The sequence below is a fragment of the Stenotrophomonas maltophilia genome (assembly GCF_002799245.1).
GTDB lineage: Bacteria > Pseudomonadota > Gammaproteobacteria > Xanthomonadales > Xanthomonadaceae > Stenotrophomonas > Stenotrophomonas maltophilia_S.
In genome coordinates this window covers 84,844-97,363 of sequence record NZ_NEQV01000007.1, presented here as the reverse complement: position 1 = coordinate 97,363, position 12,520 = coordinate 84,844, and the positions used below count along the sequence as shown (strand labels likewise).

General features: G+C 67.2%; 13 protein-coding genes. 11 read left to right on the top strand and 2 right to left on the bottom strand.

Annotation, left to right across the window (positions count from 1 at the left end; all coding sequences use genetic code 11):
• Positions 1–124 precede the first annotated feature (124 nt).
• A complete protein-coding gene (locus B9Y64_RS18885) occupies positions 125–2,320 on the top strand; it encodes a hypothetical protein (RefSeq protein ID WP_100442021.1) in 2,196 nt (731 codons plus the stop codon).
• Positions 2,321–2,330: 10 nt separating this feature from the next.
• On the opposite strand, the gene B9Y64_RS18880 is transcribed toward B9Y64_RS18885, so the two are convergent.
• Together B9Y64_RS18880 and B9Y64_RS18875 are read right to left on the bottom strand one after the other, a co-directional pair.
• Positions 2,331–3,005 carry a ChrR family anti-sigma-E factor gene (locus tag B9Y64_RS18880; protein ID WP_100442020.1) on the bottom strand — a complete coding sequence of 225 codons (675 nt, stop codon included), beginning with the start codon at positions 3,003–3,005 and terminating at the stop codon, positions 2,331–2,333.
• Positions 3,002–3,625 carry a sigma-70 family RNA polymerase sigma factor gene (locus tag B9Y64_RS18875; RefSeq protein ID WP_100442019.1) on the bottom strand — a complete coding sequence of 208 codons (624 nt, stop codon included), beginning with the start codon at positions 3,623–3,625 and terminating at the stop codon, positions 3,002–3,004. The genes B9Y64_RS18880 and B9Y64_RS18875 overlap by 4 nt, the downstream gene beginning before the upstream one ends.
• Positions 3,626–3,758: 133 nt before the next feature.
• Between B9Y64_RS18875 and B9Y64_RS18870 the strand changes: the two genes are divergently transcribed.
• The 10 genes from B9Y64_RS18870 (at position 3,759) to B9Y64_RS18825 (ending at position 12,452) form a co-directional block, all read left to right on the top strand.
• Positions 3,759–4,526 (top strand): hypothetical protein, encoded by a 768-nt coding sequence (locus B9Y64_RS18870; protein ID WP_100442018.1) that lies wholly within the window; start codon positions 3,759–3,761, stop codon positions 4,524–4,526.
• 81 nt (positions 4,527–4,607) lie between these two features.
• Complete coding sequence (locus B9Y64_RS18865; protein WP_100442017.1) at positions 4,608–5,558, top strand: acyl-CoA desaturase; 951 nt, start codon at positions 4,608–4,610, stop codon at positions 5,556–5,558.
• 1 nt (position 5,559) lies between these two features.
• A complete protein-coding gene (locus tag B9Y64_RS18860; protein ID WP_100442016.1) occupies positions 5,560–6,837 on the top strand; it encodes an NAD(P)/FAD-dependent oxidoreductase in 1,278 nt (425 codons plus the stop codon).
• Positions 6,834–7,601 (top strand): DUF1365 domain-containing protein, encoded by a 768-nt coding sequence (locus tag B9Y64_RS18855; protein ID WP_100442015.1) that lies wholly within the window; start codon positions 6,834–6,836, stop codon positions 7,599–7,601. Before B9Y64_RS18860 ends, B9Y64_RS18855 begins: the two co-directional genes overlap by 4 nt.
• Positions 7,598–8,857: an SAM-dependent methyltransferase gene (locus B9Y64_RS18850; protein WP_100442014.1), complete on the top strand. Its 1,260-nt coding sequence runs from the start codon at positions 7,598–7,600 to the stop codon at positions 8,855–8,857. The genes B9Y64_RS18855 and B9Y64_RS18850 overlap by 4 nt, the downstream gene beginning before the upstream one ends.
• 1 nt (position 8,858) lies before the next feature.
• Positions 8,859–9,404 (top strand): DUF2878 domain-containing protein, encoded by a 546-nt coding sequence (locus B9Y64_RS18845; RefSeq protein ID WP_100442013.1) that lies wholly within the window; start codon positions 8,859–8,861, stop codon positions 9,402–9,404.
• Positions 9,401–10,186, top strand: a complete 786-nt coding sequence (locus B9Y64_RS18840) for a DUF1295 domain-containing protein (RefSeq protein WP_100442012.1) — start codon at positions 9,401–9,403, stop codon at positions 10,184–10,186. The genes B9Y64_RS18845 and B9Y64_RS18840 overlap by 4 nt, the downstream gene beginning before the upstream one ends.
• Complete coding sequence (locus B9Y64_RS18835; protein WP_100442011.1) at positions 10,183–11,256, top strand: SAM-dependent methyltransferase; 1,074 nt, start codon at positions 10,183–10,185, stop codon at positions 11,254–11,256. The genes B9Y64_RS18840 and B9Y64_RS18835 overlap by 4 nt, the downstream gene beginning before the upstream one ends.
• A gap of 8 nt (positions 11,257–11,264) precedes the next feature.
• Positions 11,265–11,807 (top strand): lipocalin family protein, encoded by a 543-nt coding sequence (locus B9Y64_RS18830; RefSeq protein ID WP_100442010.1) that lies wholly within the window; start codon positions 11,265–11,267, stop codon positions 11,805–11,807.
• 84 nt (positions 11,808–11,891) lie between these two features.
• Positions 11,892–12,452 carry a fasciclin domain-containing protein gene (locus B9Y64_RS18825; RefSeq protein ID WP_100442009.1) on the top strand — a complete coding sequence of 187 codons (561 nt, stop codon included), beginning with the start codon at positions 11,892–11,894 and terminating at the stop codon, positions 12,450–12,452.
• Positions 12,453–12,520 lie beyond the last annotated feature (68 nt).

The window sequence follows — 12,520 nt, the reverse complement described above, 5'->3', positions numbered from 1 at the left end:
TCGTTTCTGAGCTGGTGACCAGGCCGGACACCAGCAGAAACAAGCCCGGGCCCCGTAGCTGCTTCACGTGCCACCGCCACCCGCTCCGTGATAGTTGAGGAAATTCCACCCTCCAGAGCAGTAGATGCCTCCTGTTTCAGCGCACACCCCGCAGCGGCGTCGACGATGGCGTATTCCGGCCTACGTCCTGCTGGGCATCTACCTGCTGTACCTGCTGGCCGGCAACCTCTTCCTCAACACGCCGCTGTTCGACCAGGTCACCAATCGCAAGCCTCACAAGTTCGTGATGACAACCGGCCCGGCCATTACCTTGTTGCCCGGCCACGTCATCGCCTGGAACGTGCATATGCGCGGCCACGTGAACCGCACTGTCTATGTGTTGCATGCCGATCGGGCAAGCGCCAGGCTGGCAGTGTTTCCCTTGTTCAGGCGCGAGGTACGGGTGCCTCGGCTGCAGGCCACCGGGGTGTCGGCCGAAATCAGCCGCGTGGAAGAAGCCATTCCGCCGCCGCCGCGCAGCGACCAGGGCTGGACCCTGCGTTTCGACGCCATCCACAGCGACAGCATCCGCAGCGCACGGCTCGGCAAGCTGCTGATCATCGGCAAGGGCCAGGGTACGGTCGGCTTCGTCAAGCAGCTGCGCGGCGGTCCTTCGGAACTGCTGGATTCAAACATCACGTTCAAGCGTGCGGACACCAGCTTCGACGGTGTGCAGCTGCTGGGCGACATGAACCTGGCTGCGCGCTTCAGCTACCCGCGCCACTACCGCGATCAGGCGCCTGGGCTGGCCAAGCTGAAGATCCTGCATGCCCAGCTGGACGTTGATGCACGCAGCCAGGGCCTGCGCATGGACACCGACGCCACCACCCCGAAGATCTCCAGCGCTCCGGTGCCGGGCCGCCTGCAGCTCTCCGCACACCTGATCGACGGCCAGCTGCAGCCCGGTGACCACGCGCTCTGGCAGGTGCCGCTCTTCCTCGGCGGCGGCGCCCCTGATCGCGGCGTACTGGCGGTGCAGCTGAACGTGGCCAACGACCTGCGCCTGCAGGCTCGCCTGCCCCCACGCCCCGGTTCGGGCAGCGAAGTAGACGCGGACCTGCACATCACCGGCCGCGATATCCCCTTCCAGGACCTGGCCACGCTGCTGGAGCGCAGTTCCGGCACCATCCGCGGCGAATGGACGTTCACCTCGCTCAACTGGATCCCTGCCCTGTTCGTGCGCAAACCGTGGCTGCAACTGGACGGCGGCGGCACGCTGAAGGCCGACCTGCGGCTGCGCAACGGCGAGCTGATCGAAGGCAGCACGGTGGATATCCCGGCTGCCGAAGCCGTGGCCGACGTTGCCGGTGTTCGCCTGGCAGGCACGGCCAGCGCCCATGGCGAATTGAAGGCCGGCACCCCCAACCAGGCACAGTTGGCGATCCGCCTGCCCCGCTTCACCGCACGCCCCGCCGATGCCAAGGAGGTACGGCTGTTCGACGGCCGCGATCTGGCGTTGGACCTGACCGGCGACGGCCGCCTGCAGGAATTGCGCAAGGGGGTGCGCGCGCACCTGAGCTTCAGCGAGGCCACGATTCCGGACCTGACCGCCTACAACCGATACCTCGGCTCGCCCCAGGTACGGCTGCTCAGCGGCACCGGCAGCCTGACCGGCGATGCCACCCTCGATACCGATGGCCGCGTCGGTCATGGCACGGCGCGGCTGCTGGGACGCAATGCCAAGGCGAAGGTGGCAGGGCTGGACATGGGTGGCGATGTCGATGTGAACGCAACGCTGCGCCGTGGCGACTTCCGCCAGCGTCACTTCGATCTGTCCGGCACCACGGTCGAGCTGCGCAACGTGCAGGTGGCCGGTACCGAACGCTCGACTGCATGGAAAGGGCGCGCGGCCTTCAAGCGCGGCCGCATCGACGCGCAGTCCCCCTTCCAGGTGGACGCCACTACCGATCTGGACCTGAGCGATGCCCGGCCTTTGCTGGCGCTGTTCGCCGAACGCACCGACTACCCGCGCTGGGCGCTCTCCCTGCTGGATGCCGGCCAGGTGGATGCACAGGCCAGGCTGCGCTGGCGACCGGGCCACCTGGTGATCGATGGCCTGCAGGCCGAGAATGACCGCCTGTCGGTTCGCGCACGGCTGGACCTGCTGGAACAGCGCAAGCGCGGTGATCTCTATCTGCGCTGGGGGCTGCTGGGAGCGGGCATCGAACTGGATGGCGACCGCCGCCAGTGGCATCTGGCCAAGGCACGCGAGTGGTTCGACGAGCGCCCTTCCCTGCTGCCGGCCAGTGAAGGATCCGGCGCCATTGGAACGTCGGATTGAGCGGAACCCGCTAGAGCTTCACAAGCCGCTGGATCTTCCGTGCCAGCCAGCCACTGAACACCAGCGGTGCATCCAGCGCCGACACGCAGATGCACGGCACCCCCGGTGCGGTTACCGGTTGATGCTCCACGTCCTCATCCAGATCCGCCACATCACCCGGTGCGAACAGCCCCAGCGCGTCGTTGTATGACCCCCGCAGGATCTGGGTCAGTTCGCTGCGCCCATGGCTGTGCATGGGAAGGCACTTGCCCGGTGCAATCTTCAGCATGATCAGCGAGGGCATCTGCGCGGCACGGATGCAGTGCACCCCCGGCGCCATCCAGCGCCAGCGCAGCGCGCTGAGCGAAGCGCCGAAGTAGGGGTGCAGCGAGGCGGGCAGATGATCCGGATCGGCCTCGGGCCGCTCCTTCGGCACAGGGCGCGCGGCTGCCGTCCTGGCAATCGGCGTTTCCGTGGCCAGCTGCATCAGCATGGCCTCGCGCAGCTGCTCGCGCCGCAGATCCGCACTGGCCGGCTGGGTCTGCTCCAGCAGTGCGGAGCCGATCGCCTCGGCCTCGCGCAGGCGCTGGCGGCAATGCGGGCACTGCTCCAGGTGCGCACCGGCCACGATGCTCAACGGCGCCGGCAGCGCGCCTGCGGCATAGCTCATCAGGGTGGATTCGTGCAGATGGTGGTGCGGATTCACAGCGCACCTCCCACTTTCGACTGCAGCTGCAGGAACGCACGCCGCAGGTGTGATTTGACCGTACCCAACGGCATGCCGAGCGCCTCGGCTATCTCGCTGTGGCTCTTGGCCTCGAAATAGGACATCCGCACCAGGCGCGCCTGCACTGCGGGCAGCTCGTTGATGCGCTGGCGCAGGCGTGCCTGGTCGGCGAACTGTTCGGCGCTGCTGCGATCGATCATATCCACCGTCGCAGCATCCTCCACCGCCGCCTGCACCTGCATCCAGCTGCGTTCGCGCCGTATGCGATCGATATGCAGGTTGCGGGCAATACGATACAGCCACGTACTCAAGGCACCCTGTGCGGGGTTGAAGTCGGCGGCCCGCAGCCATAGCCGCAGCAGGCTCTCCTGCGCCAACTCCTCGGCCACCGCATCGGGCACGCCCAGGCCACGCAGGTACACGCACAGCCGCGGCATGAAGTAGTCGTAGATCCGCATGAAGCAGTCACGGTCACGAAGCCGCGCCACGCCGTCCATGTCACCGGCCCAGTTCGTCGGCTCGCTGCTCGGCTGCTGGGCGCTGGACACGATGCGTACGCTATCGAAGGTGAGGAGATGGCTGGCGGCGTCAGGGTACATCGGCGTTCGCGGCGGGCGGGTGAAGGTCTGTCCTCTGTACGTGCGGAGGCCGCAATTGGATGCAGGCGGCACAACGCATCCAACCGGCCATCCCCGCCGTATGACCTGGGCCCTCCCCTTCCGGATGAACGCCATGCGCATTGCCTGGCTGCTGCTGTGCCTGCCCCATGCCGCGCTGGCGGCGCCCTGGCTGCGAAGCGAGGGCGTTGCCACCTCTGCCCAGGGCGACCTGCTCTACCGTGAAGTGCACTGGCGGCGCGAGGCCACGGAGGGTGCCGAGCGCTGGGTGCTGTACCAGTGCCCGGACGGCCAGCCCTTCGCGCGCAAGCATCTGCCGGCCAGCACCCGCCCGCAGGCGCGGGGCTACTCGCTGGAGGACCGCCGCAGCGGCCAGCAGGCCACGGTCGAGGCCGCCGGCGATTCCGTGTCGATCAGCTGGAAGGAGGACTCCACCAGCCCACTGCGCCAGCGCCGGCTTGAACTGCCGCCGGCTGCAGTGATCGATGCGGGATTCGACGCAGCCGTGCGCCTGCACTGGCCGGCACTGCTGCGCGGCGAACGCATCACGCTGCCCTTCCTGGTGCCAGGCCGCCAGCGCTACTTCCCGGTGCAGGTGCGGCGCACCGGCCCCCTGCGCTGGCAGGACATCGACGCCCAGTCGATCGAGGTCAGTCTGGATACCTGGTACGGCGGCATCGCGCCGCGCCTGGCCCTGGTCTATGCCAACGCCGACCGCCGCCTGCTGGAGTTCCATGGCACCAGCAACCTGCGCGATGCACGCGGCACCTATCCACTGGTGACGGTGCGCTTCAGCCTGCCAGCTGCCGAGCGGACTGCAAGCGAGTGGCAGGCAGCGTGGGCGCACCCGCTGGTTGAGCGCTGCGTCGTGACGCCCAGGTGAAGTCGAAATTTACTGCGCCGTGGCGCATCCATTCCGCATCCTGCTGCGTAAAGGAAGACACGACACCCGCCGAGATCCGCCATGGCCTCTGTAGCGCCCCTCCCCCGTCGACGCTGGCGCCTGCTGCGCACGCTGCAGCGCTGGTTCGATGCCGGCAACGCCGCAGAAGCCAACGGCGAGCAGCCAGGGCGCATCGATTGGCTACGCGCCGTGCCGTTCGCGCTGATGCACCTGGCCTGCATCGCGGTGATCTGGGTGGGCATCTCGTGGACAGCGGTCATCGTCGCCGTAGTGCTCTATGCGCTGCGCATGTTCGCCATCACGGCGTTCTATCACCGCTACTTCTCGCACCGCACCTTCCAGGCATCGCGTCCGGTGCAGTTCGTGTTCGCGGTGATCGGCGCGTCCAGCGTGCAGCGCGGGCCGCTGTGGTGGGCCGCCCATCATCGCCACCACCATCGGCACGCCGACCAGCCGCTGGACCCGCATTCCCCGCGCGAGGGCGGCTTCTGGCGCAGCCACATGGGCTGGTTCCTGACCCGCGAGGCCTTTGCCACCGATCTGTCACGGGTGCCGGACCTGGCGCGCTTCCCGGAACTGCGCTGGCTGGACCGCTTCGATACGGCCGTGCCGGTGCTGCTGGCCGCGGCGCTGTACGCACTGGGCGCCGGGTTGCAGCGCTGGGCGCCGGGCCTGCACACCTCCGGCCCGCAGCTGCTGGTGTGGGGCTTCTTCATCTCCACCATCGTGCTGTTCCATGCCACCGTCACCATCAATTCACTGGCGCACCGCTTCGGACGCCGCCGCTTCGAGACCCGTGACGACAGCCGCAACAACCTGTGGCTGGCGCTGCTGACCTTCGGTGAGGGCTGGCACAACAACCATCACTTCTTCCCCGGCACTGTCCGTCAGGGCTTTCGCTGGTGGGAAGTGGACCTGACCTGGTACGGGTTGCGCGCGATGGCGGCACTGGGCCTGGTCAAAGGGCTCAAGCCCATCCCCGAGTGGGTGCTGGCCAAGGCGAGGTACTGAGATGCGCATCGCGGTCATCGGCTCGGGTATCGCGGGGCTGGCCAGTGCCTGGTGGCTGGATGGCCAGCACGACGTCACGCTGTTCGAAGCCAACAGCCATATGGGCGGGCACACCCACACCCACGACGTGCAGGTGGATGGCGTGCGCATGGCGGTGGATACCGGCTTCATCGTCTTCAATCCCCTGCACTACCCGTTGCTGACGGCGCTGTTCGATGCGCTGGGCGTGGCCTCGCAGCCGACCACGATGAGCTTCTCGATGCACAGCGAGCGCAGTGGCGTGGAGTACAACGCCACCTCGCTGGATGGTTTGTTCTGCCAGCGCCGCAACCTGGTGTCGTCGCGCTTCTGGGGCATGCTGGCCGATCTGCGCCGGTTCTATCGGGATACACCGTTGCTGCTGGCCGAGCAGGAAGGACCGACGCTGGGCGAGTACCTGCGCAGCCAGCGCTATGGCGAGGCGTTCATCGAAGAGCACCTGCTGCCGATGGCGTCGGCGTTGTGGTCGTCTCCCACGGCCACCGTGCAGTCGTTCCCGGCCCGGTATCTGGCGCAGTTCATGGCCAACCACCAGATGCTGCAGATGACAGGCCGCCCGGACTGGCGCGTGGTCACCGGCGGATCGGCACGCTATGTGGACGCGCTGCGCCGCCGCTGGCGGGTGCAGGAGCGGCTGCAATGCCCGGTGACGGCCATCGAACGCATGCCATGGGGGGTGCGCGTGCACAGCGCCGCCGGCGCGGAGGCCTTCGACGAGGTGATCCTGGCGTGCCACAGCGACCAGGCGCTGGCCCTGCTGGCCGATGCCGACGCCGCCGAGCGCGACGTCCTGGGTGCAATCCGCTATCAATCCAATGAGGTGGTGCTGCATACTGATGCATCGTTGCTGCCGCGCAACCGCAAGGCCTGGGCGGCGTGGAACGCACACGTGCCACGCGATCCCGCTGCGCCCTGCACGGTGAGCTATTGCATGAACCTGCTGCAGGGCCTGCCCGGTGACACGCCCCTGGTGGTAACGCTCAACCGCAGCGCGGCCATCGACCCCGGCAAGGTGCTGCGCACCCTGCACTACGCGCACCCGGTGCACGACCATGCGGCGGTACGCGCGCAACAGCGCTGGGCCGAGCTGCAGGGCCACCGCCACACCTGGTTCGCAGGCGCCTATTGGGGCTGGGGTTTCCACGAGGATGGCATCCGCAGCGCCCGTCGTGTGGTCGATGCGCTGCAGGCCTGCGCATCGCACCGCTTGGCGCCGCCGCTGGGCGAGGTGGCGGCATGAGTGCCAGCGCGCTCTACTTCGGGCAGGTGATGCACCGCCGGCATCATCCGCGTCCACACGCGTTCCGCTACCCCATCGCGCAGCTGCTGCTTGACCTGGACGAGCTGGACACGGTGTTCGACGGCCGCTGGCTATGGTCGGTCAATCGCCGCAACCTTGCCGAGTTCCGCCGCAGCGACTACTTCGGCGATCCGCAACGGCCACTGGCCGATGCGGTGCGCGACCACGCTGCAGCCACGCTCGGCTACCGGCCCAGCGGCCCGGTGCGCCTGCTCACCCATCTTCGCTTCGCCGGGCATGTGTTCAACCCGGTCAGCTTCTACTACTGCTACCAGGCCGATGGCAGCAGCCTGGACTGCATCATCGCCGAGATCACCAATACGCCCTGGAAGGAACGGCATGCCTACGTCCTTCCGGTCGCTACGGCCCTGCACGAAGGCGCCTCGCTGCGTTGGCGGTTCGACAAATGCTTCCATGTCTCGCCTTTCATGCCGATGGATTGCCATTACGACTGGCGGTTCAACCGCCCGGATGAGGACCTGCGCGTGCACATGCAGGTCTGGCGCGACGGCGTGCGCCAGTTCGATGCCACCCAGGCCATGCAGCGACACGCCCTGGATGGCCGCGGGCTGGCGCGGGTGCTGGCCTGCTATCCCCTGATGACCACCCAGGTGGTGGCCGCCATCCACTGGCAGGCGCTGCGGCTGTGGCTGAAGCGCAACCCCGTGCACGACCACCCCACCCTTGCAGGGAAACCGCGATGAACTCGATGACTCCTTCGGTCGCACTGCCGCGCCCCGGTGCACTGGATGCCTTCCTGCGCCGGCGCCTGCTGGCCCAGCTCGCCCCGCTGCGCGAGGGCCGGCTGTGCGTGCGCGACGCACTGGGCGAAGTCTGGTTGGGCGATGCCCGCGGCGAACTGCAGGCCACCGTCACCATCGATGACCCGGCGTTCTACCGCAAGGTCGCCGCGCAAGGCAGCGTGGGGGCCGGCGAAAGCTACATCCACGGCGAATGGCGCTGCGACGACCTGGTCGCCCTGATCCGCCTGCTGGTGCGCAATCGCGACCTGCTCGACGGCATGGAGCGTGGCCCGGCCCGCGTGGGCGGCTGGCTGCTGCGTGGCTGGAACCGCCTGCGCCGCAACAGCCGCGCAGGCAGCCGTCGCAACATCGCCGCGCACTACGATCTTGGCAACGACTTCTTCGCCCTGTTCCTGTCACCGGACCTGATGTATTCCTCTGCCCTGTTCGCCGAGGAAGGCGAGTCGCTGGAATCTGCCTCGCGGCGCAAGCTGGACCGCATCTGCCAGCAGCTGCAGCTCACGCCGGGTGACCGCGTGGTGGAGATCGGCACCGGCTGGGGTGGCTTTGCGCTGCACGCGGCGCAGCACTACGGCTGCCACGTCACCACCACCACCATCTCTGCCGAGCAGCATGCGTTGGCCACCGAGCGCGTCCGGAACGCCGGCCTGCAGGACCAGGTCACGCTGCTGATGCAGGACTATCGCGACCTGCAGGGCCAGTACGACAAGCTGGTGTCGATCGAGATGATCGAAGCCATCGGTGCGGAATACCTGGGTACCTACATGGCTACGCTGCAGCGCCTGCTGAAGCCTGATGGTGTTGCGCTGCTGCAGGCCATCACCATCGAGGACCATCGCTACGAGCAGGCCCGGCGCAGCGTCGACTACATCAAGCGCCATGTGTTCCCGGGCAGCTTCATTCCGTCGATCAATGCAGTCATGGCTGCCAAGACGCGCTGCAGTGACCTGCAGCTGATCGCCCAGCAGGACTTCGGCCACTCCTACGCGTTGACCCTGCGCGCGTGGCGCACGCGCTTCCTGGCCCAGTTGCCCGCCGTGCAGGCGCAGGGCTTCGATGCGCGCTTCTGCCGGCTGTGGGAGTTCTATCTCGCCTACTGCGAGGGCGGCTTCCTGGAGCGTTCGATCGGGGTCTCGCATCTGCTACTGGCGCGCCCGGGCCATCGTCCGGGCGCCTCACTGGGTCAAGGCAACTGAGATGCGCCGGTTCTGGGCCAATCTGCTTGGCAACCAGCTGGTCTGGCTGTGCGCCGTGGCCGGCGCCGGACGCGGCTGGCAATGGCCTGCGCTGCTGGCGGCGACGATCTACATCGGCAGCCAGCTGCTGACTTCGCCGCAACCTCGGCTGGATCTTCGGCTGATGATGCTGGCGCTGGCCTGCGCATGGCTGGTCGACGCCAGCGCCGCCGCCAGCGGCACCGTGCGCTACGCCGCCGCCCCGCTGGGCTGGGCGCCGCCGCCCTGGATCATGGCGCTGTGGGCCGCGTTCGCGATGACGCTGACCACCTCGATGCGCTTCCTGCTGCGCCACCCTGCCCTGCCGGCCCTGTTCGGCCTGCTGCTGGCACCGCTGGCCTATCTCTCCGCGGCGCGTGGTTTCGATGCGGTTCGACTCACTGCACCGCTGTGGCAGGGGCTGCTGGTGCTGGGCGTGGGCTGGAGCATCGCGCTTTCGCTGCTGTGCGTGGCCGCCCGGCGCGGTTCCCGCACTCCCCCGCCATCCCTGGCCGGAGCCTCGTCATGATCACTCTGTGGTGGGTGCTGCTGTATGCCGTGCTGGTGATGAGCTGGGGTTGGGCCTGGCAGCGCCGCCACCACAACATGGGCGTGGTTGACGTGCTCTGGGCCAAGGGCGTGGGCGCCGCTGCCCTGCTGCTGGCGCTGCTCGGCGATGGCGCGGTGATGCCGCGGATGGCACTTGGCGTGCTCGGCGGCCTGTGGGGCAGCCGACTGGCGCTGCACCTGTGGCATCGGGTCCGTCACGAAGAGGAGGACGGTCGCTACCGCTATCTGCGCGGGCATTGGCAGGGGCATCAAGGCCGGATCTTCGGTTTCTTCATGGCCCAGGCACTGTTGGTGGTGCTGTTCGCCCTGCCGTTCGTCGCGGTGGCTGCCAATCCCCGCGCCGGCCTGACACCGTGGGTCGTGGCTGCGGCGCTCGCCTGGCTGCTGAGCGTCGGCGGCGAGAGCTTGGCTGACCGCCAGCTGGCCCGGTTCCGCGCCGACCCGGCGAACAAGGGCCGCACCTGCCGCGATGGGCTCTGGCGCTACTCCCGCCACCCGAACTACTTCTTCGAGTGGCTGCATTGGTTCACCTATGTCCTGCTGGCAGTCGGTTCACCCCTGTGGTGGCTGGCCTGGATGGGCCCGCTGCTGATGTACGTGTTCCTGCGCTACCTCAGCGGCATCCCCTTCACCGAAAAGCAGGCGCTGCGCAGCCGTGGTGACGACTACCGCGCCTACCAGCGCAGCACACCGATGTTCTTCCCCTGGTTCCCTCGTTCTTCCAAGGAGCATTCCGCATGAACGCGATCCCGTCACAGAACCCTGCCGAAGCGGGTGAAAGCGGGCTGATCGCCTGGGCCGAACGCGGGCTGGTTCCCGACGCCGCCCTGCGTGCGGGCATCCGTCGCCTGTGCGCACAACGCCTGCACGAGGAAATGGCGGGAGGTATCGAGGCACAGTCCGCGCGCTTCAGCCGGCGCATCGCGGAACTGGCCGACAGTCCGCTCGCACTGCATACCGAAGCGGCCAACCGCCAGCACTACGAAGTTCCCGCGGCGTTCTTCCAGGCCTGCCTGGGCAAGCGGCTGAAGTACAGCAGCTGCTACTACCCCACCGGGCACGAAACGCTGGACCAGGCGGAGGACGCGATGCTGGAACTGTACGGCCAGCGCGCCGGTCTTGCCGACGGCCAGCACATTCTCGAACTGGGCTGCGGCTGGGGTTCGCTGACCCTGTGGATGGCCGAACGCTATCCGCAGGCCGCGATCACGGCGGTGTCCAATTCGCACAGCCAGCGCCAGCACATCATGGCGCAGTGCGCGTCGCGCGGGCTGCACAACGTCGAGGTGCTCACCCGCGATGTCAACCAGCTGGAGCTGCCGCACGCGCAGTTCGACCGCTGTGTTTCGGTGGAAATGTTCGAACATGTGCGCAACTACCAGCGCCTGCTCGCCCGCATCGCGCAGTGGCTGAAACCGGACGGTGCGTTGTTCGTGCACATCTTCGCGCACCGCACGCTGATGTATCCGTTCGAGACCGACGGCGGCGACAACTGGATGGGACGTCATTTCTTCACCGGCGGCCTGATGCCCGCCGCCGACACGCTGCTGCACTTCCAGCGTGACCTGCGGCTCGATCAACGCTGGCTGCTGGATGGCACCCACTACCAGCGCACCGCCGACCACTGGCTGGCCAACCAGGATGCGGCCCGCACGGAGGTGATGCCGGTACTGGTTGCCACCTATGGCCAGGCTGCGGCGAAGATCTGGTGGCAGCGCTGGCGCATGTTCTGGATGGCATGTGCCGAACTGTTCGGCTACGACAACGGCCAGCAGTGGCTGGTCGCCCACTACCTGTTCCGCCGCCGTTGAGGTGTGACATGCGCATGCGCTCGCTGCTTCCCCTGCTGGCATTGAGCCTGTTTGGTTCCGGCTGCAGTTCCAGCGATACCCGTCCCCTGCCGCGCGCGCCATCAGTGGACGTGCCGCGCTTCATGGGCGACTGGTATGTGATCGCCCATATCCCGTCATGGCCGGAGCGTGAGGCCTTCGACGCACTGGAGAGCTACGCGTTGAAGCCGGACGGGCGCATCCAGACCACCTTCACCTATCGCAAGGGTAGTTTCGACGCCCCGCAGAAGTCGATGCACCCCGTGGGACGGGTCGAGAAGGAAGGCAACGGCGCGATCTGGGGCATGCAGTTCATCTGGCCGATCCAGGCCGAGTATGTGATTGCCTGGCTGGATGACGACTATGCGCAGACCATCGTCGCCCGCAGCAAACGTGACTATGTCTGGTACATGGCACGCACCCCGCAGGTCTCCGAAACCGACTACCAGCAGGCCATGCAGCGCATCGCGGCCATGGGCTACGACACCGGAAAGCTGAGGCGCGTGCCGCAGTCCGTGCGCGCCACGCCGTGAACGCTCCCGATTGCATCCATCCGCGCCCTCGGTACGTATAGGAAGATGCCTGCATTCTGCAGGCCTCCCGTCGAGGAATGCACCATGAACACCCTTCAGCGCATTGCCGCCGCAATCAGTTTCGTCGTACTCGGGTCAACAAGCGTGACCGGTTTCGCCGCCAACACCGTGATGGTCGGTGGCGCGGAGATGTACCCCACCCGCACCATTGTCGAAAACGCGATGAATTCAAAGGATCACACCACGCTGGTGGCGGCCGTCAAAGCCGCGGGCCTGGTGGACACCCTCAATGGTGCCGGTCCGTTCACCGTGTTTGCGCCGACCAATGCGGCATTCAACAAGCTGCCGGCAGGAACCGTCGAGACGCTGGTCAAGCCCGAGAACAAGGCGCAGCTGACCAGGATACTGACCTACCACGTTGTGCCCGGCAATTACAGTTCTGCCTGGCTGATGTCCGATGCCAGGAAGCACGGCGGCAAGGCCACGCTCAAGACCGTCGAGGGTGAGCCGCTCACCGTGGTGCTGCGCGACGGCAAATTGTGGGTCGTTGATGCAAAGGGCGGCAAGGCCTCCATCAGCATTGCCGATGTCGGCCAGTCCAACGGCGTGATCCACGTCATCGATACCGTACTGATGCCGAAGTAACGGCGCGTCGCGCAACGGGCATTCCCAGGAGTGCCCGTTGCGGCATGTGCAGATCGCCCCTCCGGAAA

Coding starts and splice junctions, on each gene's coding strand:
- B9Y64_RS18830 (WP_100442010.1), top strand. CDS start 11,265: ATGCGCATGCGCTCGCTGCTTCCCCTGCTGGCATTGAGCCTGTTTGGT.
- B9Y64_RS18850 (WP_100442014.1), top strand. CDS start 7,598: ATGAACTCGATGACTCCTTCGGTCGCACTGCCGCGCCCCGGTGCACTG.
- B9Y64_RS18885 (WP_100442021.1), top strand. CDS start 125: ATGCCTCCTGTTTCAGCGCACACCCCGCAGCGGCGTCGACGATGGCGT.
- B9Y64_RS18845 (WP_100442013.1), top strand. CDS start 8,859: ATGCGCCGGTTCTGGGCCAATCTGCTTGGCAACCAGCTGGTCTGGCTG.
- B9Y64_RS18825 (WP_100442009.1), top strand. CDS start 11,892: ATGAACACCCTTCAGCGCATTGCCGCCGCAATCAGTTTCGTCGTACTC.
- B9Y64_RS18865 (WP_100442017.1), top strand. CDS start 4,608: ATGGCCTCTGTAGCGCCCCTCCCCCGTCGACGCTGGCGCCTGCTGCGC.
- B9Y64_RS18835 (WP_100442011.1), top strand. CDS start 10,183: ATGAACGCGATCCCGTCACAGAACCCTGCCGAAGCGGGTGAAAGCGGG.
- B9Y64_RS18870 (WP_100442018.1), top strand. CDS start 3,759: ATGCGCATTGCCTGGCTGCTGCTGTGCCTGCCCCATGCCGCGCTGGCG.
- B9Y64_RS18875 (WP_100442019.1), bottom strand. CDS start 3,625: ATGTACCCTGACGCCGCCAGCCATCTCCTCACCTTCGATAGCGTACGC.
- B9Y64_RS18860 (WP_100442016.1), top strand. CDS start 5,560: ATGCGCATCGCGGTCATCGGCTCGGGTATCGCGGGGCTGGCCAGTGCC.
- B9Y64_RS18855 (WP_100442015.1), top strand. CDS start 6,834: ATGAGTGCCAGCGCGCTCTACTTCGGGCAGGTGATGCACCGCCGGCAT.
- B9Y64_RS18840 (WP_100442012.1), top strand. CDS start 9,401: ATGATCACTCTGTGGTGGGTGCTGCTGTATGCCGTGCTGGTGATGAGC.